A 25071-nucleotide genomic window follows, 5' to 3' on the forward strand; every position below is an offset into this window, starting at 1 on the left:
AACCTGTGGATCGATCCTCTGAATCGTAGTCACTTTGCCCATTAGAAAGCTATCTATCCACAGATTCAGAACACTACCTTATTTTGGTCCCAGTCAAACGTTAATTTTCTCATCTCATAAGGAAATACGTAATTAAGCTGAGAATTTCTCTCCTATTTTAACAGATTATTGTTGAGCTACAGAAGAAGTAACTTTTGTAGCTAACCAACGCTTAAAAGAGCGATCGCTTTCCCCGCTAGATTTACCTGCCAATAACCCTTCAATACCAATATGTTCATCGGGATCATCCCAGGCGATCGCGTAACCATTCCCTAAAATCTCCCAGTTTTATCTCCTAACAGGAAACTCACCCGACAAGTAAATTCAGGTAACAAGGTCGAATAAATCTCATCTTGATCCATTAATGTTGCTGTTAAAGTGAGTTGATTTTGTTCTCGACGATAAATCTCCATTTGTTTTTTAAAGCGATCAATAATCCAATATTCCTGGACTCCTTGAATCGAATACAATTTTAACTTAGTTTCTTTGTCCCGTCTTTCATTATCCTTACCTGAAGATAATACTTCAATCACTAATTCGGGAGAACCTGTTAAATGGCCTGACTGATCTTCAATTTGGGCCAAACGACCATGACTCACCCAAACCACATCGGGAATCACACTATCAATATCTGAATAAATTAAACCTGGATTAATAATGGTTAAACCCAACCCCGTTTTTTCTGACCACATCTCTAGGGCAGCCGCTACCCGTGAGCAAATATGTTGATGACGATAATGGGGAGTACGGGTCACTAATAAATCTCCTGCAATAAGCTCATACTGAATAGCAGGGTTCTCAGGTAAAACCTCTACATCATAAATTGTCCAAGTTAATTTTGCTGGAGCTTGTACCATAAAAGTGTTTCCCTGGGTTACGCTTTCATTATAACTATATGAAGAAGTAACTCTTGCTGTTAATTAATGCTCAAAAGAGCGATCGCTTTCTCCACTAGATTTACCTTCTCCATTTAAAAGGGATATACTCAACCACATTTATCCAATCATCTGGGGCTGAGGCTTTAGCAATAAATTCTAAATCTTTCACGAATTGACCAAATGTACCACCAAGCTAATGACCAAAAATTAAACCTGAAAAAAATTTTTCCTCTTATTACCATGTTTATACTAAAACTCGAAAACGAATATCCTGGGTAAAAAGAACTCGATTCTGTTCTGTTGCCCTTGCTAATCATGCCGAAGTTGTACAATAATAGCTTGGGGAATATGTACATCCATATAAAAGGCGATCGCCTAAAACAAGTTCAGCCTTAACTTCAGATTTATTCATATTTCTAAACAAATTTTATTTATAACAGTCAACTGTAACAAAAAATGAAATCTCAAAATTGGTATGACAGACTTTCTCGATCCTGGCAACGATTTCTGGTCAATCCCTATCAGCATTTATTTTGGTCATTGATTCTGTTTTTTTTGGTTTTTATTGTTGTAGATGAAAACAATATTATCGGACGAATTAGTTTAATCATCCTATTTTTAGTAACGGTTTTATTTGTCATTGAAACCTTTAAAATACAACGAAAATTTTTAAATATTTTTAGAGCGATCGCAGTTTTATCTTTTATTTTTAGTTTAGTGGCAATTATTTTAGATTATAGAAATAACAAGATACTTTATTTTTTGGGTCAAGTAATTGATTTAATTTTTATCGTGACTGCGGTTTTTCTTATTGTCCAAAAAATATTTTCTGACACCAAAGTAACAGGAGATACCCTGCGCGGGGGAATTAGTGTTTATTTAATGTTAGGAATTGTCTGGTATCTAATTTATCAAATCATTTTGACAATTATTCCTCAAGCCTTTGTGGGAGACTTTAAGGGAGATATCAGTAGTTGTCAAATCTTTTATTTTAGTTTTGTAACTTTAACAACGGTCGGTTATGGAGATATTTTACCCGCTCATAAAGCAACCATGATTATGTCAAATTTAGAGGCGATCGTCGGTCAACTTTATCCAGCCGTTATTATTGCGAGACTCGTGAGTTCATATACTGTCGAAAATTCTAATAATAAGTAAATTCTAAATACGGCAGAAATCAATCAGTTTATGGCTAATCAGAATAATTAGAAATTTAGATAATCATTTATCGGAGATCAAATTTTTAATAGAGAAATATTATCACAATTTTTATTCTGATGCGATCGCATTTAGGACTTGATAAGGGACATTTGTATTTTGCCAGTTTTGAATTAGAAAATAAAGTTGAGTCTGATAAAAATAGGATCTTTCATAAGCTAACCTGAGATCTCTTTCCAAATTCTCGGCTTTGACATCTGTTGGCTTACAAGTTCCCCAAGCTTTACAGAGTGCTAATGATAAAATCTGCATAATATCGTGACCACAACAAACTTGCGAGGGATCGTGTTCTTTATTCCTAAGTATTTCAATCTTTTCTTCAATTTCTTGATTAACTAATGATTGTTTTTGAGAATGATCTTTAATGGTTTTTATAAGATCTGAGTAATCGATTTCTAATGTATCTTTTTTGATAAATTTACCAAAATCTAAACCTTCAAATCGTAAAGACAAATTGTTTTTCTGAGATATCCAACGTAAATAACCAATTTCTTGACCTATTTTTAACAAAATTTCTCTAATATTGTTGTCTTTGGTTTTTTCTTCACTGCCTCTTTCTTTAATTACTTTTTCTAATGCAGGTGTTTTTAGTATCATCACTTCTAAATCATGATCATCCGTTAATAAAATGTTGGGACTTTCAGGAAGATTATTTTCTAGGCGATCAAAATCAGCATCAACAACAGCGAATACTCCTGTAAATTTATCATTGTCCAAAATTTTTATCGTATTAAGTGCTTGTTCTTTACCATCGGAGATCACAAATTCACAAGTTTCAGAATTCACAAAATTACTGTACACTAATTTATCACTGTGGCCTTCAACAATAAGAAATACTCCAGCAAAAGCATCCCTTCGTAATCGAATTTGATCCGCCCATCTATTAGGATTTTGTTGAATGTACTCTCTCATTACTTAATCCCTTTAATTCAATAGTTAAATCCCAGCGTCCATTAATAATATCAGGAGAGTGGGTTGCCAATAAAATGTCAATATCGGCTAATTTTACAATTTCTTGTAAGTCTTCTAAGAATTTGACTTGCCAACCAACATGAAGAGATATTTCAGGTTCATCAATAAAAATTAGAGAACCAGGCTTAACTTTAAATAATAATTCATAAAGCATGACTAACTCATGTTGTTCTCCTGAAGATAAATCTGTAGGAGATAAAACTTCATCTTGGCTAGTTTTTAAAATAAAACCTTTGTCTTGATCAATAACTAAAGTCTTATGAGTAAATCGTTGGTTAATGATTCTTTGAAAAACCTCTAATCTATAGGCAAAATCACTAAAAACATTCAGTTTTTTTTCTGTATCTTCAACATATAAAGATAGTAATTTACGAGTTGATTCATCAAGATTATCAGTGATTGGAAAATTGGAATCTTCTGTTTTTTCTAGAAGACCAACATTAATTAATTGGTGACGCTTTGTTTCTAAGTAAACAAGTTTTTGCCTTAATTGTTTTTCTGTTAGATCATTGGAGGCTTTTTTTTGTATGACTCTGATAGGAAACGTTCTGTCTAATGACTGCGAAAGCTTACCATATTCAGTATTTTGTGTTTGAATTTTATTAGTCAAATCAAAAGCATAGTGAATAACAATGTTATCGGTTAAAGTATTAGATTTATTATTAATAAGACGTTGGCATTCTATAAAATATAAAAAAATTGATTTCTGAATTATTTCCAATTTACTTTTCCCTATCTTTTTAAGTTCTTTTTCTTTAAGCTCAACTAACTTTATAAGTTCCAGCGATTGAATTTTATTTAGACTTAAAGTTCCCACAAAGTCACTATCTGCATTTTCTGTTATTTTGCGCAAATCGTCTAATTTCAATAATGTGTAATTAGAATTTTTAATATCTGATTGAATTATTAAATTATCAAGATAAAGCCATTCGCTGTTTTCGTTATTTTCTTCTATCTTATAAACCACTTCTCTGATAATGGATTTAAACCCTAATTCATCAGTTATTGAGTTTGAAAAAGTCTTGGCGTTTTGTTTTAAACAAATTGAAGTATTAAAGTCAAAATCAATTTTTATTTCTTGGAATGGAATGATAAGTAGTTCTGAATATTGACCATTAAATAATCCATTTATTAATCTTAAAATTGAAGTTTTTCCAACACCATTAATTCCATGAATAATTGTTATTCTTTCATCTAAATTGAGAGGAATTACATGGTCAAAAATGCCAAATAGTTTTGTAATTGAAATCTGTTTAATTCTCATAAATTTAATGTAATTGTGAAAAGGCGATCGCCGTTAGGGATTAGATGATTTAGCCAAATAGGTAATCAACGCACCGATTAATGCTCCTGATAAAGTCAAACCAATTTGCTTCCAATTTTTAAGTTCTCCCACTCTTTCCGCTAGATCAGGAATTTTTTGAACATAGGGCTGCTGACCAAGTAAAGTACCCTCTATTCTACTCATACGGCTTTCCAAGTTACTCATTTTTTCTTCTACTCTTTCCGTACTTACTTTAAGATTGACTATATCTGATTGAATAACGGCTAATTGTCCAGATTGAACCCTTAACTGATCAGATTGAGCCAGTATTAAATCTTTAAGTTCCTTTAATTCACTTTTTGTCGCTGTTGACATAAAAACCTCTCAAATTTTTCAATTACGAAAATTTTTACTCCTGTGCTGACTACTCTAAGTTTAGTTTACATTGTTGTCGAACGCAATCCTGTGGATAGAGACTGTTTTTTATTTCTATTTAAAAGGGATATACTCAACCATATTTACCCAATCTTCTAGGTCTGAGGCTTTAGCAATAAATTCTAAATCTTTGACAAATTGACCAATTGTACCGCCAAGCTGATGACCAAAAATTAAACCCGAAAAAATCTTTCCCTCTTGCTGCCAGGTTTGTGCCAACACTCGAAAACGGATATCCTGAGTAAATAAAACTCGATTCAGTTCTGTCACTCTTGTTAATAATTCGGAATCAGGCAACTTTTGAGTGTCATCGTCAAAAGCAGTCAAAACATCAACTTTTCGCCGCCGAAGTTGTACGGTAATAGCTTGGGGAATATGTACATCCATATAAAAAGCGATCGCCATTTATAATAAACCTCTAGCTTTCATCCGAACATAAAAAGGAGAAGACACCGATTGATTCATTTCTAGTTGGGTTTGCTCCCACTCCTCCCGAATTTCAGTATCAATTTCTTCTTGATGGTCGAAGTAATAAGCCATGGCCGCATGGGCTTCTGCAAGGGAAAGATAGGGATGCTGGTGACACATTTCTTCTACTGACCAACCGTAGGCAAGATAATCCATCACAATTTGTGCGACGCGAATACGGGGAAAACGTTCTAAACAAGCGGAGGAATTTTTGAGTTTAGTGATATGGGGATAGTTAACAGTTAACATAGTAGATTTTGGGTTAATGCAGATAGAATTTGGGAATTAATGATAAATTGATATTTCAAAACGAGATTGCTTTGATAAATTGTCGAAAAAAACTATTTTTCAAAAATCATAGTAATCTTTTTAGGAAACTTAATAACAACAGTAAGCTCAAGTTGTATATTTACATTTCCAAAAAACAGAAAAATATAGATGAGTAAAAGTTTTAATTAGATTTCTTAAAATCAATTTTTTCTAAACAGGACAAAAAATTTGATGACAAATCTTCCTCTTCAATAATGTTGCTACGAAGCCGAATGTTAAAGAGCCAAATTAAATCATTGACTCCTATTTCCTTAACTTTAACATTTCCATAATCACTAATTTCTCTTGATTTTCCCTTGGTAATAATCCATACCTGACGATTTTTTCCAGCAATCTTAACTGTCTTCGTGTATGTAGAACCATTAGGTTTTTTAAGCTCAAAAGTGATTTGAGATTGATCAATTTTATTGACATAATTTTCAATCTGATCTTTTTTGAAATCTTCAAATTGTTCTCTTAATGTACAATCATACATAACAGCTAAATTGCCAATAATAAAAAATCCATCACCTCTCCCAGCCTGGTTTTTAGAGTCATATTGATATAGTGAATGAATACCTATACATCTTAACAAAAGAAAAACACCATTTTCAAATTCAAAAGGATTAGTAATCTGTTGAATATTAGAAAAAACCTGAATAATCTGTTGAGAGATCAGATCTAATACAGGATCAATCTCAATTTTTTCTATTAATGGCTCAGTTAAGTTTTCAAAAACATTGTTATCATTGTCATTGGATATAAGTGAAATTTTATTCGCGAATTTTTTACCATCATGGCTAAGACCAATATTAAAAGCAACTTTATCATTGACCCTAATATCTTTATACTCTATGTTTTTTAATTGCGTGGAAACAAAATAAATATCTTCATTTTGCTCTTTTAAAAAAATCCAACCAGATTGTTTTTCCTCTATAATGTTTTTTACATAACCTTCATACCTTGAATTTGAAGTTATAGGAGTAAAGTTTCTATTACTTTCCTGTTCATCTTCACTAGAGTCAATGACAATTATTTTATTTGCAAATCTAGCATTTTGCTTTGATATTCTTTCAATAAAACTTACCCGTTCACCAATTTTCAAGTCTGCAAATTCTCTATTTGTTAACTCTTGTGCTTTAAAGTAGCGATCTGCATTGTTATCATCAACCTTAATAAAGCCATAGTTTTGATCTTCAAAAATACGACTTATACGCCCAATTAATCTCTCGTCTTTATGAACAATTGGCTTCGACAAAATAATTTTATTTGCGAAACTTAAGTCTCTATCAGGACTATGGTAGGGAATAAACTGTACTTGATCCCCAACAGAAAGATGCTCAAAAATAATGCCAATTAGTTGACTTTTGACAAAGTAGAAGTCCTGATTCTCGTGCACTACTTTTATCCAGCCCGCCTTTCTCTCTGGAATAAGCTTGATAACTATCCCTTCTATTCGAGCATCTAAATATTTATCTTTATCAATGTGATAGGACATAGAAGACACCCTAGTTCACTGGTACTCTGTTGTCGGGAGAATTAATCCCAGAATTTGACTTGCCCCAATTTTACCTGATTATAGTTGAGCAAGTACCTATTTGTCTTTAATTTAGTTTCTGTGTCTCGTCTGTCATTATTCTTACCCGAAGACGACACTTTAAGTATAAATTTAGAATCTTTGTTTTGCAAGTGTTTAAAAACTAATTTTCGTTTAAGAAATTTGGCGTGTTATCAACCAACGCTTAAAAGAGCGATCGCTTTCCCCACTAGATTTACCTGCCAATAAACCGTCAATGCCAATATGTTCATCAAGATCATCCCAGGCGATCGCGTAACCATCTCCCAAAATTTCCCAGTTTTCTCTTTCTTTTTGAGTTGCATGAAGTAGGCGAGGATACCAAGATAAAGGAATAATTAAACTGCGCCCATCTACCAAATTTACGATTAACTTTTCATCGGTGACTTCAATTTGGGTAGCGAGGGGGTCAGTTTCAAGCATCAAAGTAGTCATGCCAAGCCTCCAATAATGTTTGTTCGTAAGTTTCTACCAATTGTAAAATATCATTTAGTTCATGATCTTTAAAACCTCGATTTTTGGATAAAGAAATAGGTTGAAGCCAGAATTTGACTAATTGGCGATCGCGTCTAACATGAATATGGGGTGGTTCACCTTTATCAGAACTAAAAAAGATAAAATTGTAAGGGCCGACTTGACAAACGGTAGGCATTTTTTTCAATAATTATTGCCAAGGTGGGAATTTCACCCACCTTCATTTTAACCCATTAACTTTGAGCGACTAATTCCTTATCCTTTGCTAGAAAGACCTCTAATTCCTCTAACATATCCGCATCCACTTTAGTTTGCATCGGACAGAACTTCGGCCCACACATCGAGCAGAATTCCGCCGTTTTATAAATGTCAGCCGGTAAGGTTTCATCATGGTATTCTTTAGCCCGTTCGGGGTCTAACGCTAACTCAAATTGACGATTCCAATCAAAGTTATAACGAGCTTTTGATAATTCATCATCGCGATCGCGGGCATTAGGACGATGACGAGCAATATCGGCAGCGTGGGCGGCAATCTTATAGGCAATTAAGCCATTTCGCACATCTTCGGCGTTAGGCAAACCTAAATGCTCTTTCGGGGTTACATAACACAACATCGCCGTACCATGCCAACCCGCGATCGCCGCTCCAATGGCCGAAGTAATGTGGTCATAACCAGGTGCAATATCGGTGACTAATGGGCCAAGCACATAGAAAGGAGCCTCACTACACTCCTCCATCTGTTTACGCACATTAAACTCAATTTGATCAATGGGGACATGGCCAGGCCCTTCCACCATAACCTGTACATCATGCTCCCAAGCACGACGAGTTAATTTTCCTAAAGTTTTTAACTCTGACAATTGGGCATCATCCGAAGCATCATGGGTACAACCAGGACGCAAAGAATCACCTAAACTAAAAGAAACATCGTACTTTTTAAAAATCTCGATAATTTCATCGAAATGGGTATAAAGGGGATTTTGTTTATGGTGGTGCAACATCCACTTAGCAATAATACCGCCGCCACGAGACACAATCCCTGTAATTCGGGTTTTAACTAAAGGCAAATATTCAATTAATAAACCCGCATGAATTGTCATATAATCCACACCTTGCTGGGCGTGTTTTTCGATAATATGCAGAAAATCATCGGGGGTTAAATTTTCGATGCTACCATGTACACTTTCCAGAACTTGATAAATGGGAACAGTGCCAATGGGAACAGGAGACGCTTTAATAATAGCCGTGCGAATCACGTCTAAATCGCCACCGCCGGTGGATAAATCCATCACTGTATCGGCTCCGTACTTAACCGCCAGTTTTAGTTTTGCCACCTCTTCATCAATATTAGAAGAATTGGGCGAGGCTCCAATATTGGCATTCACCTTACACTTAGAGGCAATCCCGATCGCCATCGGCTCAAGATTGGTATGGTTGATATTGGCGGGGATAATCATGCGCCCCCTTGCTACCTCTTCCCGGATCAAATCCGCCGGTAAATTTTCCCGTTGGGCAACATAATTCATTTCCTCAGTGATTAAACCCTGACGAGCATAGTGCATCTGGGAAACATTACTGTCACCCTGGCGTTTAGCAACCCATTCTGTACGCATATGTGAAATCCTCGAATAAACAGCTTCCCTACGCTGGTATTACCCAGTCTCAGGTTCTAAGGGTTTTTCTCAGCCTAAATTTCTAGACACCCCTAGCTTAAGGAGAAATTGTAGCATTATTTTGGGGTTTGTCGAAGGGATGGTTAGATTAGTTAAAATTTACAGATTTTTTTCTATGAGTCGTGTAGGGTATAAGGTTATGAATCACGTTAGCTCTCTTGAAATTGTCTCCTTCGTTAAATCATCAAAGAGGTTAAATCCTGCTAAAATAGCTTGAGTGACGTTAACTAAATTGCATTGTTGCTCAATTTTAATTAATATTTATGACTATTAAAAATTTACAGTTTATTGTCAAGCTTTGTCTCAAAAAACCTGCTCAATGTCGATATTTATGGCGATGGTTTAAGAGCTTACCAGACAATTATTTAATTGAAAATCAATTGCCTTGGTTAGTATTTGCTGCCATTGATTTTTTAGAAGATTTAGACTTAAAAGGTAAAAAAGTATTTGAATATGGCAGTGGTGGCTCAACTCTATTTTGGCTTCGCAAAGGGGCTAATTGCGTTTCCTTAGAGCATGATCGCAGCTGGTATGAAAAAATGAAACCCCTTTTAGAGGGGTGTGACCTTTAGTTGATGAAGGAAAAGAAAAGTGTTAACATGGGATGAAAAGTGACAAAGAGGAAACAATGATGACAGCAAAACTAATTAATGTAGAGGGTTCAAAGATAAAAATAGAACTAACATTAGAACTCAGTCGTTCAATGTTGGATACAGAAATAAATATTCAAAAAGGCTTAAACGAAGTAGGTTGCATCGCCAGCAAAGAAGCCTTGAAATATTTAGATACAGATGGTTCACCCTTAAAAATCGGTGAAGAAATCTGGAAGAGTAAGGGAGAGCAACCGAAAGAATATCAAACACCTTATGGTGAGGTTATAGTGAATCGTCATGTATATCAGCGTTCACCTTTGAGGAAAAACGTATTGCCCCTTAGAAAGAGAAGCAAGGATAATCATAACATCAACGCCATTATTGGCAAAACAGGTATCCTCAAAAATGTCAGGGATGGCAGGCAAAGAGGTGAAAAATGATTTATTAGAAAATCATGGTAGAAAAGTAGCGCTATCCTATATCCAAAGATTGAGTGAAGCAGTAGGAAGTGTGGTACAGGCAAAAGAAGAAGCGTGGAGTTATGCCCCGCCCAAGGAGGATAGCCAAATTGCAACAGTGGGAATAGGATTAGATGGAACCTGTATGCTGATGTGTGAGGATGGCTACCGTGAAGCAATGGTGGGAACCGTTTCCCTATACGATAGTGAAGGCGAACGTCAACCTACAATCTATCTAGGTGCGGCACCAGAGTATGGAAAAAAGAGTTTTCTAGAAAGATTAGAAAGAGAAATTGAGCGAGCGAAAAACCGTTATCCAGAGGCAAAATTTGTCGGTATAGCAGATGGTGCAGAATCAAATTGGAAGTTTTTAGAAAAGCAGACGGAAGAACAGATATTAGATTTCTATCATGCCTCTGGTTACTTAGGTGCCTTGGCAGAAGCGTTGCATCCGAATACCGTGTCAAAACAAAAAGAATGGTTGACTGAAAATTGTCGAGAACTCAAGCATGAAAAAGGAAAAGCAGGAGAACTGCTAAATCTGATGAAAGAAGTCAAAGAAGAAAAAAGTCATTCTAAGAATCTTACCGAGAAACTACAAGCGGCGATTACTTATTACGAGAATCATCAGCATCAAATGGATTATGCTGAATACTTAGAGAAAAAGTATCCGATTGGTTCAGGTGTTACGGAAGCAGCTTGTAAGACGTTGGTCAAACAACGATTATGTTGTTCAGGGATGCGATGGAAGGAAAAAGGAGCAGGAATTATTTTGAGCCTACGAGCTTTGGTATTGACGAAGGAACGATGGAGTCAATTTTGGGCAAAACTTGATCAATATGGGTTCCCTGTAGAACCCTGATTACAACAGCTTTTATCAACTAAAGGTCGCACCCTTTTAGAGCAGCAAGATTCTGTGGATTATCGATTGGCAGAACCGGAATTATTAGAAAAACAAAGTCCAAAAGAGGACTATACGAATCCTGATACCTACAGGTCTGGAAGTCCTGATTTTACCCACCATTCCTTTCAGGCCTATATTCGCCAGATCGATTCCTTTCCCGATCATTTCTTTGATGTGATTCTTGTGGATGGTAGAGCTAGACCAGCAGCGATCGCCCATAGCATTAAAAAATTGGCCATGCAAGGCATATTAATTGTTGATAATTCAGATAGAGACTACTATTTTACCCAAACGATGACTTCCTTAAAAACCTTTAAACATCAATCCTTTGCTGGATTGGGCCCCACCGTTCCAGTGGTGTGGAAAACTGATATTTTTACCCATCAATATTGAAAAGGATAAGCAGTTTAATCTTGAAACTTCTATGGGAGAAATATTTAAATTTTGTAGAAATTAATTCTGGTTTAGGGAGAGCTTAGGTATTGCCAACGACTAAACATTGCAGCTTGACCATGATACTTTTTTTGCTCATCAATCAAATTCCAAACCGTTGCTTCTTGAACCATAAAGCGACGACCAGTTTTAGAAATACGTACTCCTGCATAATTTTCGATATAACCCTGGCGAGTAACGGTTGCTAGTAGATTAGCCCGTTCTTCTTGATTAGGAAGTTCTGCCGATCGCCGAGAGGGCAAGGTGGTAAGTTCTGACCAGTCCATTTCAAAAAGAGTTTGAGCTGTTAGATTGGCATAGGTAAAAATCGGATCGGAACGAGTGTCATGGGAAAGGACGACGAAGGGAGCTTCAAAAATGGCTTTTGCTAGATCTTTTCCTTGCAACCCTAGATTACCGATCTCTTTGCCCGTCAATTTTCTATAACTACTTTGCAGTAAAACAATATGGTCTAAGAGATAGTTATTGTTAGCATGAGGCTCAGGAAAAGTCATAAATTAAGCTGTCAGGTGGCCATGGTTTGAAAATAACAGGATATATTGAGCAGTGGAGTCTTGATCCCGTTGAGTTATATTTAACCGCAATTGGGATGATTTTGTAGAGTTGCGATCGCCCGATCAAGCAAATTTTCCCCTTCGGCGACAGACCGGATCTGAAAAACCTGTTCCCGTAACTCGGTTGCTCCTACAAAGCCTTTGCAATACCAAGCTAAATGCTTACGAGACTGGAAAATACCCCGTTCTCCCTTATATTCCCAAAGATGATGTAAATGGTCTTTAGCACATTGCAAACGTTGAATCGGAGATTTTGTAGGTAGAGTTTCCCCTGTTTTTAAAAAATATTCAATTTCTCCGACTAAAAAAGGATAGCCCAGGGTTCCCCGTGAACACATAATGCCATCTGCCCCTGTTTCCGCTAAACAGGCGATCGCGGCTTCCACTGAAAAAATATCACCATTGGCAATGACTGGAATCGTCAGAACCGCCTTAACCCGTCGAATCCAATCCCAGCAAGCCGAGCCATTATAGCCCTGGGCGCGAGTTCGTCCATGTACCGTCACCATCGCCGCACCAGCATCCTCTAGCCCCTTCGCAAAATCTAAAATATTAATTTCTTGCTCGTTCCACCCCAAACGAGTTTTCACTGTCACTGGAACCGATACTGCCTCTACAACGGTTTTAACAATCGCTTGGGCGATCACAGGCTGACGGAGTAAGGAAGAACCGCCCCCCTTTTTCGTAATTTTATTGACAGGACAGCCCATATTAATATCAATGGTTTTGGCTCCCTCTGCCACTGCTTTTTGAGCCGCTTCGGCCATAAAATCGGGACGGCAATCAAACAATTGAATACTAATCGGTTGTTCTTGAGGTTCAATTTCCATCACCTGGGGAAGTTGCTGAAGATGATGAATTTCCGTAGCACTTACCATCTCGGTATAAAGCATTGATTCGGGGGCATAGCGTCGCACCAAACTCCGAAAGACCAAATCGGTTACGCCAGATAGAGGAGATTGAAAAACGCGGCTGTTAAGGGTGATATTGCCAATTTTCAAGGGGGCAGCTAGTTTTTGCTGTTGCTCAGAAGAAAGTTGCATTAGGATCATAGCCCATAAAAATAGGAGATAACCCTAACATTAAAGGCTATCTCCGTCGATGATCGAAGTGTTTTCTCAGAAAAGAATCACTAGGCTACAAAGTTCTATCTATCGATAAAATTAGGATTTCGTTGCCTGGTTTTGACGACGCTTTTGCCAGGTCATCACGACAGCCGTTCCACCTAGCAAGACTAAGGGGATAGCAGGATTAGATTCGGGAACCGCGATCGCCTTAACAGCCGTAAAGTTAGCTCCTGCAACCGTGTTAAAGGTAAAATTCAGATTGTTGAGCTTACTGAAATCCACACCAGCAAACTTATCGAAGCTCACACTAGCTGAGTTACCACTCACTGGCAAGGAAAGGGCAGACAACGTCGCACTATTTCCTAAACTATCACTTGCCGTAATATTGTAGTCATAGTTAAAGGGATTACCCAGATCAGCAATTTGCATCGCCAGTCCGGTAAACCTCCCCCCCGCCGTTAAATCGAAAACCTCCGAACTGTTCAAGTACTGTAAAGCAGCCGTTCCTTGGGTACCAGTTTGGGAAACCACATTAAAGTTATTAGCTATCCCACCATTAGCGACATCATTAACCGTTGCGGTAATACTGTTAGGCCCACTAACGCGAGTTGCGGTTAGAGTACGAGACGTGCCGATAAACGAATCACTAGCATTGTCAAAAACAACACTAGAAGTAGGAATGGAAATTGATCCAGGATCTTTGGCGGCTTGGGTAACAGTAAAATCGTCAATGGTTCCTGTTGAATTAAAGTTTGCTGCCGATGCTTGGCCTGCGCTTAAAACAGCCAAACCGGAAACAGCGAGGCTTCCCAAAATAGGCAGTAGAGATTTAAAGTGACTCATCTTAATCAATTGGCCCTAATTTCAATAAAACTTTCCGAGGAAAAACGTAACTGTAACTTTTCAGGAGACAAAATCATAGAATGACTTAAGTCTAACTTGATTAAAGCAAGACTTCTCAAAAAAGTCAAGAGCCATCAGGCTGGTTCAGCAATTCCAAATTCAGAATGTAGCTAAAGATACAAAATCCTTTAAGTGCTTACGGTCAAGGGGTTTAGGGTAGTGTTCTGAATCTGTGGATAGATAGCTTTCTAATGGGCAAAGTGACTACGATTCAGAGGATCGATCCACAGGTTTATAACATCATCCCCAGTGGAACTCAAAGCACTGATAAGAAACGGAGACTTGTTGACCATAGAGCCAGACTTTAGCGGTGGGAAAATCCTCCACAAGAGCAAACAGGCTTTCTAGTTTTATTGAACTCCCCCAAAGCCGTGGTCGTCCTTTCCCCCTCAAGGTCGGAACGGAAGAAAAGGGAGCATATGCCACTGTAGAGCAACGCACTCGGGTGATGAGATGCAAGGCATTTTGGCGAAAACTTTTGAGCACTGCTCCACAAGCGAAGTAAGCATCCAAAATCACATAGCTTCCCGCCTCTGCGTAGGTAGTGCAAAGCTCCCCCATTTTCGTGACTAGAGTAGTCTTCTCTTTTTTGCTGCCTTTTTTCCCTTCCTTTGCCGTTGCTTTGGACTTGATGCCATCGTCTAGCCGCAACACTAAGGGCAAGGCAAAGCAGGCTTTTCCTGCTCCCACCAAAACACTCAAGGCATTGAAGTAATGCCCCCTTATCCATTCTGGCTTCGCCACATTTCCGGATTCTTGGTGTAGTCGTTTTACCCCTGGCATCTTGCGCCCTTCTTTCCCCACTTTGATTCCATCCCCCACATACACTCGTTTTTCCTTGATTCGATATAGATTTTCATGCTGACTTACCCACTTCGACCATCCCAAGGTCAGTCCTTTGACGTTAAATGCCTTGGATTCAAACCAATGTAGTGCCTGATGGTAGTAGCTCTCTGTTAACCCTAAGGCATTGACATAGCTTGTTATTGCGCTCGGTTGGCTGTTGAGCACTACTCCCCAGGCTAATAGGATAAACCATTGGTACGTTGCTTCTCGGCTAAAGGCGGGACGGAGATTCTCTAGGATTTGCTCTAGTCGCTGACATAGTTGCATAATTGATAGATAGCACTGGCTATCGATTTTCTATATCAGCCAGTTTCGGACATAACGGCACTCTTGGGTATCGCATGTCCGATTTTCTTTTCTCACTTACCCTGCTCGAGAACTTCCCACTGTCCAGTTAGATAGAATCAACAGTAAAAATGAATAACCTAAATAGGGTCTGCTGAAAAAGTCCACAAAACGAACCTAGATGCCACAGGAGGCGAAAAATGGTGACTTCAGAGAGTTGTTTCCAATTTCAACCCCCAGTTTTCCAACGACGTGCATGGGCTTTGAGCCTCCAAAGGCCATAACCTTGCACCTGATCGTTTTTAAAATGATTGAAAGCATTATCCGGCAAGGGTTCTATACTTATTCAGCAAGCCCTAAGTAGTTATGCAAAATGAATTACCCTTTAGATAAATCCGAAAGCCTTGCTACACAAGGATCGCTATGTATAAATAATTTTACCTAAGCACTTACTCTTTTTTCCTCTCTTTTGACCCTTTCCGCCAATCGTTCTTTTGTTCTGCTGCAAGATGTAAGTATGACAAGGCGTTATGCGTTACGGGATGACCAATGGGAAAGAATCAAAGAGCTATTGCCTGGAAAAGAGGGAGATGTGGGAGTAACGGCTAAAGATAATCGTTATGAGGTATCGTATAATACATATTCAGACATTATGTACTTCAAAATTGAATAGGCCGCGCGATCGCCCTTTAGCCGTGTTCTAAATTGGTAACAACAAGTTTCAATGAGACAACCATCTTCTTATCAGACTTTTCGCCAAATCACTATGCCATCTCAATGTACCTCGACTTTCATTCCTTTTGAAAAAAAATTAAAAACTCCCCTCACTAAACAGAAAATTACTGTTCTGCAAATTAATTTAGGTAAACGCTGCAATCAAACCTGTAATCATTGTCATGTGGAAGCTAGTCCCCAACGGAGGGAAGAAATTTCGCCAGAGGTTTGTGAGCAATTGATTACTCTCATTCAACAATTCCCACAAATTAAAGTTGTTGATCTAACGGGAGGTGCCCCTGAAATGCTCTATGGTTTTAAAGCCTTAGTAGAAATAGCCAGAAAGAAAGAAAAACAGGTAATTGTTCGATCTAATTTAACCATTTATTTTGAAACAGGATTTACCGATATTCCCGAATTTTGTGCTCAAAATCAAGTCAAAATTGTGGCTTCTCTTCCCTGTTATTTAGCTGATAATGTTGATAAAATGCGGGGCCAAGGGGTTTATCAAAAATCAATTCAAGCGTTACAATGGTTAAATCGGTTAAGCTATAGTCACGACACCAATCTAGTTCTTGATCTAGTGTATAACCCTCCGATTCCTGAAGGAGAGAATTTTTCTCTAACCCCTGATCAGAAAAGTCTAGAGCAAGATTACAAAATCTATTTAAAAAAGCAGTTTAATATCCAATTTAATCATCTTTTGACTATTACCAATTTACCCATTGGCCGCACCCGCTTTTTCTTGGAAAATCGTCGTCTTTACCAGTCTTATCTCCAATTTTTAGCGGCTAACTTTAATGACCATACCCTAGAGCATTTAATGTGTCGTCAAGAACTTTCTATTGATCATCTTGGCAATATTTATGACTGTGATTTTAACCAAATGGAAAATTTAGCGGCGAAGCAATCCAATGGTCAATCTTTAACGGTTGAGGATCTTCTTAACGCCGGAACCCTAGATCTCATTGAGGAAATTCGCACGGCTCCCTTTTGCTATGGTTGTACGGCGGGAAGTGGATCGAGTTGTGGTGGTGCTCTACTATAAAAATTACCGAAAAATGACTGACGGTAACAATCAATGGGGAAAAGTACAAATGTCCAACATACAAAATTTGCTGCACCAAGCCCTGGTCTGGATAGAGAACCTTGGCCTCTGGGGCGCGATCGCCTTTATTGTACTGTATGGAATCGCAACGGTTAGTTTTTTTCCTGGGACAATTCTCACCTTGGGAGCCGGAGCCGTTTTTGGTGTTGTTTTGGGCTCAATCTATGTCTTTCTGGGAGCCTTATTGGGTAGTACTGCGGCCTTTTTAATTGGGCGTTATTTAGCGAGGGATTGGGTTGCTCGTAAAATTGCCAAAAATCCTAAGTTTCAAGTGATTGATCAGTCTGTTGGCAGGGCTGGTCTAAAAATTGTCTTATTAACCCGACTTTCTCCTCTTTTTCCCTTTATTTTGCTGAACTATGCTTACGGGATTACCCAGGTTTCTCTCAAAGATTATGCGATCGGCTCAATCGGCATGATTCCAGGCACGATTACTTACGTTTATCTAGGTTCTTTGGCAGGTAGCCTAGCTCAAATTGGGACTTCGGAACAGCCGACAAATTTTTGGCTGCAATGGGGAATACGTCTAATAGGGTTAGGTGCTACGATCGCCGTTACTGTTTATTTAACGAAAATTGCCCGTCGAGCCTTAAGCGTAGAAAATACGGATCTGAGTCAATAATTCGACATTTTTAAACTCTGTCTAACTCGAAACTCATAGTTCTTGATCTCCTAAGTCGATCCCCCTTGTATCTTAAAGGAAGAGTGGTAGACCGATTCCCCCTTGGTTATAAAAGCCGAGATTTAGTCTAGGTCGCCACTCATCAATCCTTCAAAAACTCGAAAAATCGAAAAATCGAGAGGGTCTCGAACCCGTAGTGAACAAGGTCGAGTAATGAAGATAAAAACTCAAAGTAAAGAGGTAAAAGCATGGAAACTCAAGTAGCAAGCCAATGGGTTGGCATAGATGTCAGCAAAGCCAAGTTGGACATAGCTTTACGTCCAGCGAATAAGGTTTTGCAAGTAACCAATCAAGAGTCAGGCTGGCAGGAATTAAGCGAACAACTCAAAAAATACAAAATTGAGTTAATCATCATCGAATCAACAGGAGGAATGGAAAGAGGAGTAGCTCAAAAGCTGCAAAAAGAAGAATTCAAGGTAGCAGTGATTAATCCCAAAAGAGCCAGGGATTTTGCCAAGGCATCAGGTCGTCTAGCGAAAACGGACAAAATAGATGCCGAGGTATTAGCCCATTTTGGAGAAGCCTTTCAACCAAGCCCAAAACCGTTAGCCTCAGAATCTCAAGTAGCTTTATCCGATTTGGTCAATCGTCGTAGTCAGTTAGTGGAAATGCTAAACAGTGAACAAAAACGAGCGCACAGTGTTCGTAGTATACTGAACACGGTCACAAGTTGCGAATTTTAAAAATAAGAGATAATATAGTAAAAATAGAAAAAGTAGTCAAGAGGCTGAGAAATGATTAAGTTAGAATTTACGGAAGAAGACAAAAGACTGTTGTCTTACGGTCGGTTTAATCACCCGCATCCTAGAGTACAGCTAAAGATGGAAGTTTTATGGTTAAAAAGTCAGAGATTATCTCATCAAAGAATTGCTCAATTCGCAGGAGTTTCAGTAAATACGGTGACAAGCTATATCCGTGATTATCAAGAGGGCGGGATAGAAAAACTAAAAGAAATAAAATTTAATCGCCCGAAAAGCGAGTTAACAGAGCATCAAGGGACAATTGAGGCATATTTTGAGTCAAATCCACCAGCAACAATAAATGAAGCAGTAAAAAGAATAGAAGAATTAACGGGAATAAAAAGAAGTCCAACGCAAGTCAGAAAATTTTTAAAGTGAATAGGAATGAGGTGTCTAAAGGTGGGAACAATTCCATCAAAAGCAGATGTAGAAGCTCAGGATAGCTATAGAGAAAAAGAGCTAGAACCAAGGCTAGAAGAGGCAAAAGCAGGAAAAAGGGCAGTTTTCTTTGTAGATGCCTCTCATTTTGTAATGGGAGCATTTGTAAATTTTATATGGTGCTTCAAGAGGATTTTTATTAAGTCACCATCAGGGAGAAAACGTTTTAATGTGTTAGGAGCATTAAATGCAATTACCCATGAAGTAATTATGGTAACGAACAGTTCTTATATTACGGGAACTCAGGTTTGTGAACTCCTAGAAAAGATAGCAGAATTAGGACTATTAATACCGATTACGTTGGTATTAGACAATGCTCGTTATCAAAAATGCCGAATTGTGCAGGAGTTGGCAGAATCATTAGGAATAGAGTTACTGTACTTACCTCCTTATTCTCCTAACTTGAATTTAATTGAAAGACTGTGGAAGTTTGTGAAGAAGAAGTGTTTATACGCAAAATATTATGAAGATTTTACGCAGTTTTCTGCAGCAATTTCAGGATGTCTTGAAGATGCTAACGTAAAATATAAGGAGGAGCTTGATTCTTTGCTCACCTTACGATTTCAACGCTTTGATAAATCTCAGATTATGAACGTTTGAAGTATAGCACGGCGAAAGCTGACATCGAGACGAATATTCCTGATTCCGCAAGAGTTTGTGTCTGAGGTAAAATAAAGGAAGATGCGACCTCTAGTTGATATTAAATAAGGTTTTTAAAAAGTTTACTGGACATCGATTTTTCAATCAATCGTGACATACGATGTTCTGAAGTATCTACCGGCAAAGGGACTCATTAAACAAGGATTTATCAATTAGAGGTCACGCCCGATTGCTGATTGCTTCCTCTCTCAATGGTCGTCGTCCCCTCTCTTCTCATAGACACAAACCCCTGCGGAACTAGTTCTATTCAACTCACGCATAAACAGAATTTGATTTTGCCGTTCCTGGGTTCCTCTTCTCAGCAATATTATTTTTTGTCTTAAATAACCTGCTGAATGTGGGATCAAGAATAAACGGCTACGCGCTGGTTGGGACGAGGACTATCTTCTTAAGGTCTTACTCGGATAAGATGCGTTTGCCCTGTCCTAAGGTAGTAAAATTTTGGCAAAATAACTTGCAGGGAGAGATATTTTAAGTATATTTACTCAGACTGCCATGCTGAATGTAGGATAAAGCAGTCCTAGAGGACGGGGTTTTAAACCCATTTCTCTGACAAATACCTATCCATGGCTGCCCTAAGTGATCTTACTACCCCCATTAATATTTCGTTACAAAAAAGCGGGAAAAAACTTAACAAGATGTAACAGACAGATGGGGCCACCCCATTGTATAAAAGTTAATTAAGGGAACTTTCAAGACGAACAAGGTTTATCCTGTGAGTTTTTTGAGCTACCCTTCGGTTTATGAGACAAGGATAAAATTTTCTCAGAATTTCTAAGTTTCTGAGAGGGTGTCCAAGATAAAACTCTGTCTTAAACCATTTTTCGGTTCTTGCAACCGTTGATAAACCCTAAATTTTAGGGAATCCACTTTATAAATTCCAACTCAACCAAGTCAAGTAGGAGATTCATTCAATGTTTGACGTATTCACACGGGTTGTTTCCCAAGCTGATGCTCGCGGCGAGTATCTATCCAATAGCCAAATTGATGCTTTAAGTGCAACCGTTGCTGATGGTCTGAAACGTATTGATGCCGTTAACCGTTTGACAGGTAGTGCTTCTGCTATCGTCGCTAACGCTGCTCGTTCTTTATTTGCAGACCAACCCCAACTCATCCAACCCGGTGGAAACGCTTACACTCATCGTCGTATGGCTGCTTGCTTACGTGACATGGACATCATCCTTCGTTATGTAACCTATGCAACCTTCACTGGTGATGCTTCCGTTCTCGAAGATCGTTGCTTAAATGGTCTCCGTGAAACCTATGTTGCTTTAGGTGTTCCTGGTGCTTCTGTTGCTGCTGGCGTTCAAAAAATGAAAGAAGCTGCTATTGCGATTGTTAGCGATACCAATGGTATTACCCGTGGCGATTGCAACTCTTTATATGCTGAAATCAGCGGCTACTTTGATCGCGCTGCTGCTGCTGTTGCTTAATTGTTGCCCTTAGTTCTAGCAAATTAAGTTACTGCATTTTACCTATCTAGGAAACCTTTACACAATAACCGGGAGATACCAGAAAAATGTCTAAAACCCCTTTAACCGAAGCCGTAGCTGCTGCTGATTCCCAAGGTCGCTACTTAAGCCCCAGCGAATTGCAAGTTGCTTTTGGTCGTCTGCGTCAAGCTAATTCTGGTTTGGCTGCTGCTAAAGCTTTGAGTGCTAATGCTAGCGGTTTAGTAAGCGGTGCTGCTCAAGCTGTTTATAACAAATTCCCCTACACCACCCAAACCCAAGGCAACAACTTTGCTGCTGACCAACGTGGTAAAGACAAGTGTGCTCGTGATATCGGTTACTATGTCCGTATCATCACCTATTGCTTAGTTGCTGGTGGTACTGGCCCCTTAGATGATTACCTCATCGCTGGCTTGGCTGAAATCAACCAAACCTTTGAACTTTCTCCTAGCTGGTATGTAGAAGCTCTTAAGTACATCCGTGCAAACCATGGTTTGACTGGTGATGGTGCTTCCGAAGCTAATGGCTACATTGACTATGCGATCAATGCCCTAAGCTAGTCATCTCGATTTAACAACGACCTGGAAAGGCGGAGGGCTGTTGACAATTTGTTAGCAATCTTCCGACTCTCCAGGTCTTGGTGTATCTATGTTGATCTATAACAAGAAGGAGATTTAACTAGTGGGAATTACCGTTGCAGCTTCCAGGCTGGGTGTTGAACCCTATAGCAATACGAATCCGATTGAACTGCGCCCCGATTTTAGCCAAGATGATGCTAATGCGGTTATCCGTGCAGTTTATCGCCAGGTATTGGGCAATGATTATGTGATGGAATCAGAACGGCTGAAAGGTGCAGAATCTTTACTCCGCAATGGTTCGATCAGTGTGCGGGATTTTGTGCGTAGCGTTGCTCAATCTGAACTCTATAAGGGAAAGTTTTTCTATAACAATTTCCAAACCAGAGTGATTGAACTGAATTACAAACATCTCCTCGGTCGCGCTCCCTACGATGAGTCGGAAGTGATTTTTCATTTAGACCTTTACGAAAATGAAGGGTTTGATGCTGAGATCGATTCCTATATTGATTCGGTGGAATATCAAGAAAATTTTGGGGAAAATATTGTTCCCTACTACCGTTTTAATAATCAAGTTGGCGATCGCACCGTTGGTTTTACCCGTATATTCGGTTTGTATCGTGGTTATGCGACTAGCGATCGCGCTCATGGCAAGGCCAAATTAACCAGGGAGTTAGCACAGAACAGTGTTTCTCCTATTTATATTGGTTCAACGGGTGAATCTTTACACGGGACCTCGGCTGGCAGTCGGAATCAATTTTATCGTCTGCGGGTGATTCAAGGGGCGGCTCCTGGACGGACGACTCGTGTACGTCGCAGCAGTGCGGAGGTGATTGTCTCCTATGAGCAATTATCCAATCAGTTGCAACAAATCAACCGTCAGGGTGGTACTGTCACCAGTATTACGTTGGCCTAGTTGCAGACTCCCGTATTGAACTTATAATGGCAAGGAGAATTTAAACAGTGGCAGTTACAGTTGCAGCTTCTCGATTAGGGGTAGCTCCCTACAATGGAGCGGAACCAGTTGAGTTACGTCCCGATTTTAGTCAAGATGATGCTAATGCGGTTATCCGTGCAGTTTATCGTCAGGTGTTGGGCAACGATTATGTGATGGAATCGGAACGCCTCAAAGGTGCAGAATCTTTGTTGCGGAATGGTTCGATCAATGTACGTGAGTTTGTTCGTACTGCTGCCAAGTCCGAACTCTATAAAGGAAAGTTTTTCTATAACAATTTCCAAACCAGAGTGATCGAATTAAACTATAAGCATCTGCTCGGTCGTGCTCCCTTTGATGAGTCGGAAGTGGTCTTTCATTTAGATCTCTACGAAAACGAAGGGTTTAATGCTGAGATCGATTCCTATATTGATTCGGTGGAATATCAAGAAAATTTTGGGGAAAATGTTGTTCCCTACTACCGTTTTAATAATCAAATTGGCGATCGCGGGGTTGCTTTTCCCCGTTTGTTCCGTCTTTATCGCGGTTATGCCAATAGCGATCGTTCCCAGTTAGAGCGGAGTAATACTCGTTTAGCAACGGAATTAGGTCAAGGTTCAGTATCAGCGATTGTTGGCCCCAGTGGTGCTAACAGTGGTTGGGCCTATCGTCCTTCTAAAGCTGGCGTAACCCCCAGTAAAGCGTTGGGCGGTTCTGTTCCCTTCGGACAAGTCGGTAAATTGTTCCGCGTCGAAATTGCCGGGATGAAGTCCCAGGGCTATCCTAAGGTTCGTCGTAGCAATAAGGCGATTATTGTTCCCTTTGAACAACTGAACAATACTTTAGAGCAAATTTATCGTTCTGGTGGCAAGGTTGCCAGCATTACGCCGGCCAGCCTGAATTAATGAGATGGGGAAAAGGTAGAAAAGGCTCTTTATTTAGTATTTTTTCTAGGTAGGGAAGCATAATCACTCCTTTTCCTTATGTCTTGATTTTTTGCTTAGAAATTTTCAGTTTAGGAGCGAACAAAAGCTTATGTTAGGTCAATTAGCTGGTGCGGCAAGTAATCGGTTATTCGTTTATGAAGTTAGTGGCCTGCGTCAAACGGAAGAGAGCGGTAATAACGCTTATGATTTCCGTCGCAGTGGCAGTGTCTTCATGAAGGTGCCCTATGCCCGTATGAACGAAGAAATGCGCCGTATTACCCGTTTAGGCGGCACGATCGTCAGCATTAAACCCTATACGGCTGAAGAGGCCTAATTAGTCCCTTTTTGGGGCTTGTTTCAAATAAAAGTCAGGATTTAAGAGGACATCAGTGGGTTTTCCCGTTGGTGTTTTTTATTGTTGTTTTTCGGTTAAGTTTGTTTTAATTTGTTAATATCCATGCTGTGTATATGGGATTAGACTTGATTACATCTAAACCTTCTATTCTTGGCCGCATTACTTATAGTCCGGCTTATACTTTGGTACCCACCTATGAATGCTTTAATCGCTGTGAATATTGCAATTTCCGTGTTGATCCAGGGCAAGATTCTTGGTTGTCCTTAGAGAATGCCGATCAAAAATTGCGATCGCTGCAAAATCGAGGCATTACCGAAATTCTAATTTTGAGTGGGGAAGTTCATCCGCGATCGCCCCGTCGAGAAGAGTGGTTTCAGCACATTTATCATTTATGTGAATTAGCATTATCACTCGGCTTTTTTCCCCATACCAATGTAGGCCCCTTAAGCTATCAAGAAATGGAACGTCTTAAGCAGGTCAATGTATCGATGGGATTAATGATTGAACAAGTCACACCGAGATTATTAGAGACTGTTCACCGTCAGGCTCCGAGTAAACTGCCGGAACTCCGTTTACAACAATTACGATGGGCCGGAGAATTAAAGATTCCCTTTACAACGGGTATTTTATTAGGAATTGGGGAACGGGAAGAAGATTGGTGGGAAAGTTTAACCGCGATCGCCGCAGTGCAGGAACAATACGGTCATATCCAAGAAGTGATTATTCAGCCCCAAAGTTTAGGACAAAAACAGGGTTTACAAATAAGTTCCTTTTCTCTAGCGAAACTTCCGCAGATTATTACTAAAGCTAAGGCCATACTACCTCAGAGCATTACCCTACAAATTCCACCTAATTTAATTGTTGATCAACACATTTTATTAGCTTGCCTGGAGGCTGGAGTTAGAGATTTAGGAGGTATTAGCCCCATTGATGAAGTTAATCCCAGTTATCCCCATCAAGACTATCAAGAACTCAGCAAAATACTTCAGCGATCGGGTTGGGAATTGGTTTCCCGTTTACCTGTCTATCCAGCTTATTATTCCTGGCTTGATCCGATACTTCAGGAAAAGATCAATAAAACTGTAACAAAAAGTCAAGAAAACTATCCTTGAGTACAAT

General features: G+C 39.1%; 26 protein-coding genes, 3 pseudogenes and 1 riboswitch. Of the genes and pseudogenes, 15 read left to right on the plus strand and 14 right to left on the minus strand.

From position 1 onward, the window contains the following. Positions 1-311: 311 nt before the first annotated feature. Complete coding sequence (locus tag KA717_11265) at positions 312-896, minus strand: Uma2 family endonuclease (protein ID UXE63181.1); 585 nt, start codon at positions 894-896, stop codon at positions 312-314. A gap of 477 nt (positions 897-1373) precedes the next feature. Here KA717_11265 and KA717_11270 point away from each other — a divergent pair, with 477 nt between their 5' ends. Beyond that, complete coding sequence (locus KA717_11270; GenBank protein UXE63182.1) at positions 1374-2075, plus strand: ion channel; 702 nt, start codon at positions 1374-1376, stop codon at positions 2073-2075. Between the two features lie 111 nt (positions 2076-2186). Here the strand turns inward: KA717_11270 and KA717_11275 are convergent, their stop codons facing one another. The 9 genes from KA717_11275 to thiC all read right to left on the minus strand — a co-directional run bounded on the left by KA717_11275 (position 2187) and on the right by thiC (position 9246). Continuing rightward, positions 2187-3047, minus strand: coding sequence for a DUF4435 domain-containing protein (locus KA717_11275; GenBank protein ID UXE63183.1), 861 nt, complete (start codon positions 3045-3047; stop codon positions 2187-2189). After that, entirely contained in the window at positions 3019-4371 is a 1353-nt protein-coding gene (locus KA717_11280) for an AAA family ATPase (GenBank protein UXE63184.1), read from the minus strand. Before KA717_11280 ends, KA717_11275 begins: the two co-directional genes overlap by 29 nt. Positions 4372-4404: 33 nt before the next feature. Continuing rightward, positions 4405-4746, minus strand: a complete 342-nt coding sequence (locus KA717_11285) for a hypothetical protein (protein UXE63185.1) — start codon at positions 4744-4746, stop codon at positions 4405-4407. Positions 4747-4860: 114 nt separating this feature from the next. Continuing rightward, positions 4861-5193, minus strand: a complete 333-nt coding sequence (locus tag KA717_11290) for a DUF5615 family PIN-like protein (protein ID UXE63186.1) — start codon at positions 5191-5193, stop codon at positions 4861-4863. A gap of 18 nt (positions 5194-5211) precedes the next feature. Further along, positions 5212-5523: a DUF433 domain-containing protein gene (locus KA717_11295; GenBank protein UXE63187.1), complete on the minus strand. Its 312-nt coding sequence runs from the start codon at positions 5521-5523 to the stop codon at positions 5212-5214. A gap of 202 nt (positions 5524-5725) precedes the next feature. After that, the gene (locus KA717_11300; protein ID UXE63188.1) at positions 5726-7081 is read right to left on the minus strand and encodes a cold shock domain-containing protein; all 1356 of its coding nucleotides are present in this window, start codon (positions 7079-7081) and stop codon (positions 5726-5728) included. A 213-nt stretch (positions 7082-7294) separates the two neighbouring features. Further along, positions 7295-7594, minus strand: coding sequence for a DUF2442 domain-containing protein (locus tag KA717_11305; GenBank protein ID UXE63189.1), 300 nt, complete (start codon positions 7592-7594; stop codon positions 7295-7297). Beyond that, on the minus strand, positions 7575-7811 hold the full coding sequence (locus KA717_11310) for a DUF4160 domain-containing protein (protein ID UXE63190.1): 237 nt from the start codon (positions 7809-7811) through the stop codon (positions 7575-7577). The genes KA717_11305 and KA717_11310 overlap by 20 nt, the downstream gene beginning before the upstream one ends. 55 nt (positions 7812-7866) lie before the next feature. Then, positions 7867-9246, minus strand: a complete 1380-nt coding sequence (gene thiC, locus KA717_11315; GenBank protein ID UXE63191.1) for a phosphomethylpyrimidine synthase — start codon at positions 9244-9246, stop codon at positions 7867-7869. 8 nt (positions 9247-9254) lie between these two features. After that, a riboswitch (TPP riboswitch) is annotated at positions 9255-9350 on the minus strand. A gap of 219 nt (positions 9351-9569) precedes the next feature. Between thiC and KA717_11320 the strand changes: the two genes are divergently transcribed. From KA717_11320 to KA717_11330, 3 genes and pseudogenes are all read left to right on the plus strand, one after another. Beyond that, positions 9570-9878: a hypothetical protein gene (locus KA717_11320; protein UXE63192.1), complete on the plus strand. Its 309-nt coding sequence runs from the start codon at positions 9570-9572 to the stop codon at positions 9876-9878. A gap of 59 nt (positions 9879-9937) precedes the next feature. Continuing rightward, positions 9938-11219 (plus strand): annotated as a pseudogene (locus KA717_11325) (ISKra4 family transposase). Positions 11220-11273: 54 nt separating this feature from the next. Continuing rightward, positions 11274-11654: a hypothetical protein gene (locus tag KA717_11330; protein ID UXE63193.1), complete on the plus strand. Its 381-nt coding sequence runs from the start codon at positions 11274-11276 to the stop codon at positions 11652-11654. A gap of 71 nt (positions 11655-11725) precedes the next feature. Here the strand turns inward: KA717_11330 and KA717_11335 are convergent, their stop codons facing one another. The 4 genes from KA717_11335 to KA717_11350 form a co-directional block, all read right to left on the minus strand. After that, positions 11726-12208, minus strand: coding sequence for an MEKHLA domain-containing protein (locus KA717_11335; GenBank protein ID UXE63194.1), 483 nt, complete (start codon positions 12206-12208; stop codon positions 11726-11728). Between the two features lie 80 nt (positions 12209-12288). Next, complete coding sequence (gene dusB / locus KA717_11340; protein UXE63195.1) at positions 12289-13320, minus strand: tRNA dihydrouridine synthase DusB; 1032 nt, start codon at positions 13318-13320, stop codon at positions 12289-12291. A 111-nt stretch (positions 13321-13431) separates the two neighbouring features. After that, entirely contained in the window at positions 13432-14178 is a 747-nt protein-coding gene (locus tag KA717_11345) for a hypothetical protein (GenBank protein ID UXE63196.1), read from the minus strand. A 300-nt stretch (positions 14179-14478) separates the two neighbouring features. After that, positions 14479-15351, minus strand: coding sequence for a transposase (locus KA717_11350; GenBank protein UXE63197.1), 873 nt, complete (start codon positions 15349-15351; stop codon positions 14479-14481). Between the two features lie 535 nt (positions 15352-15886). On the opposite strand from KA717_11350, the pseudogene KA717_11355 reads away from it, so the two are divergent. The 11 genes and pseudogenes from KA717_11355 to cofG all read left to right on the plus strand — a co-directional run bounded on the left by KA717_11355 (position 15887) and on the right by cofG (position 25064). Further along, a pseudogene (locus tag KA717_11355) lies at positions 15887-15988 on the plus strand (IS5/IS1182 family transposase). 147 nt (positions 15989-16135) lie between these two features. Then, positions 16136-17131 (plus strand): arsenosugar biosynthesis radical SAM protein ArsS, encoded by a 996-nt coding sequence (gene arsS, locus KA717_11360; protein UXE63198.1) that lies wholly within the window; start codon positions 16136-16138, stop codon positions 17129-17131. A gap of 49 nt (positions 17132-17180) precedes the next feature. Continuing rightward, entirely contained in the window at positions 17181-17813 is a 633-nt protein-coding gene (locus KA717_11365; protein ID UXE64630.1) for a TVP38/TMEM64 family protein, read from the plus strand. 248 nt (positions 17814-18061) lie between these two features. After that, the gene (locus KA717_11370) at positions 18062-18556 is read left to right on the plus strand and encodes a transposase (protein UXE63199.1); all 495 of its coding nucleotides are present in this window, start codon (positions 18062-18064) and stop codon (positions 18554-18556) included. 51 nt (positions 18557-18607) lie between these two features. Next, a pseudogene (locus KA717_11375) lies at positions 18608-19651 on the plus strand (IS630 family transposase). A gap of 974 nt (positions 19652-20625) precedes the next feature. Beyond that, entirely contained in the window at positions 20626-21144 is a 519-nt protein-coding gene (locus tag KA717_11380) for a phycocyanin subunit beta (protein ID UXE63200.1), read from the plus strand. Between the two features lie 86 nt (positions 21145-21230). Then, positions 21231-21722: a phycocyanin subunit alpha gene (gene cpcA / locus KA717_11385; GenBank protein UXE63201.1), complete on the plus strand. Its 492-nt coding sequence runs from the start codon at positions 21231-21233 to the stop codon at positions 21720-21722. Between the two features lie 121 nt (positions 21723-21843). Next, positions 21844-22653 carry a phycobilisome linker polypeptide gene (locus KA717_11390; GenBank protein UXE63202.1) on the plus strand — a complete coding sequence of 270 codons (810 nt, stop codon included), beginning with the start codon at positions 21844-21846 and terminating at the stop codon, positions 22651-22653. A 47-nt stretch (positions 22654-22700) separates the two neighbouring features. Continuing rightward, positions 22701-23576 (plus strand): phycobilisome linker polypeptide, encoded by an 876-nt coding sequence (locus KA717_11395; protein ID UXE63203.1) that lies wholly within the window; start codon positions 22701-22703, stop codon positions 23574-23576. Positions 23577-23706: 130 nt separating this feature from the next. Beyond that, a complete protein-coding gene (locus KA717_11400) occupies positions 23707-23931 on the plus strand; it encodes a phycobilisome linker polypeptide (protein ID UXE63204.1) in 225 nt (74 codons plus the stop codon). A 134-nt stretch (positions 23932-24065) separates the two neighbouring features. Continuing rightward, entirely contained in the window at positions 24066-25064 is a 999-nt protein-coding gene (cofG, locus tag KA717_11405; protein UXE63205.1) for a 7,8-didemethyl-8-hydroxy-5-deazariboflavin synthase subunit CofG, read from the plus strand. Positions 25065-25071 lie beyond the last annotated feature (7 nt).

This window comes from Woronichinia naegeliana WA131 (genome assembly GCA_025370055.1).
Taxonomy (GTDB): Bacteria; Cyanobacteriota; Cyanobacteriia; order Cyanobacteriales; family Microcystaceae; genus Woronichinia; species Woronichinia naegeliana.

Coding starts and splice junctions, on each gene's coding strand:
- KA717_11265 (UXE63181.1), bottom strand. CDS start 896: ATGGTACAAGCTCCAGCAAAATTAACTTGGACAATTTATGATGTAGAG.
- KA717_11270 (UXE63182.1), top strand. CDS start 1,374: ATGAAATCTCAAAATTGGTATGACAGACTTTCTCGATCCTGGCAACGA.
- KA717_11275 (UXE63183.1), bottom strand. CDS start 3,047: ATGAGAGAGTACATTCAACAAAATCCTAATAGATGGGCGGATCAAATT.
- KA717_11280 (UXE63184.1), bottom strand. CDS start 4,371: ATGAGAATTAAACAGATTTCAATTACAAAACTATTTGGCATTTTTGAC.
- KA717_11285 (UXE63185.1), bottom strand. CDS start 4,746: ATGTCAACAGCGACAAAAAGTGAATTAAAGGAACTTAAAGATTTAATA.
- KA717_11290 (UXE63186.1), bottom strand. CDS start 5,193: ATGGATGTACATATTCCCCAAGCTATTACCGTACAACTTCGGCGGCGA.
- KA717_11295 (UXE63187.1), bottom strand. CDS start 5,523: ATGTTAACTGTTAACTATCCCCATATCACTAAACTCAAAAATTCCTCC.
- KA717_11300 (UXE63188.1), bottom strand. CDS start 7,081: ATGTCCTATCACATTGATAAAGATAAATATTTAGATGCTCGAATAGAA.
- KA717_11305 (UXE63189.1), bottom strand. CDS start 7,594: ATGACTACTTTGATGCTTGAAACTGACCCCCTCGCTACCCAAATTGAA.
- KA717_11310 (UXE63190.1), bottom strand. CDS start 7,811: ATGCCTACCGTTTGTCAAGTCGGCCCTTACAATTTTATCTTTTTTAGT.
- thiC (UXE63191.1), bottom strand. CDS start 9,246: ATGCGTACAGAATGGGTTGCTAAACGCCAGGGTGACAGTAATGTTTCC.
- KA717_11320 (UXE63192.1), top strand. CDS start 9,570: ATGACTATTAAAAATTTACAGTTTATTGTCAAGCTTTGTCTCAAAAAA.
- KA717_11335 (UXE63194.1), bottom strand. CDS start 12,208: ATGACTTTTCCTGAGCCTCATGCTAACAATAACTATCTCTTAGACCAT.
- dusB (UXE63195.1), bottom strand. CDS start 13,320: ATGATCCTAATGCAACTTTCTTCTGAGCAACAGCAAAAACTAGCTGCC.
- KA717_11345 (UXE63196.1), bottom strand. CDS start 14,178: ATGAGTCACTTTAAATCTCTACTGCCTATTTTGGGAAGCCTCGCTGTT.
- KA717_11350 (UXE63197.1), bottom strand. CDS start 15,351: ATGCAACTATGTCAGCGACTAGAGCAAATCCTAGAGAATCTCCGTCCC.
- arsS (UXE63198.1), top strand. CDS start 16,136: ATGCCATCTCAATGTACCTCGACTTTCATTCCTTTTGAAAAAAAATTA.
- KA717_11365 (UXE64630.1), top strand. CDS start 17,181: ATGTCCAACATACAAAATTTGCTGCACCAAGCCCTGGTCTGGATAGAG.
- KA717_11370 (UXE63199.1), top strand. CDS start 18,062: ATGGAAACTCAAGTAGCAAGCCAATGGGTTGGCATAGATGTCAGCAAA.
- KA717_11380 (UXE63200.1), top strand. CDS start 20,626: ATGTTTGACGTATTCACACGGGTTGTTTCCCAAGCTGATGCTCGCGGC.
- cpcA (UXE63201.1), top strand. CDS start 21,231: ATGTCTAAAACCCCTTTAACCGAAGCCGTAGCTGCTGCTGATTCCCAA.
- KA717_11400 (UXE63204.1), top strand. CDS start 23,707: ATGTTAGGTCAATTAGCTGGTGCGGCAAGTAATCGGTTATTCGTTTAT.
- cofG (UXE63205.1), top strand. CDS start 24,066: ATGGGATTAGACTTGATTACATCTAAACCTTCTATTCTTGGCCGCATT.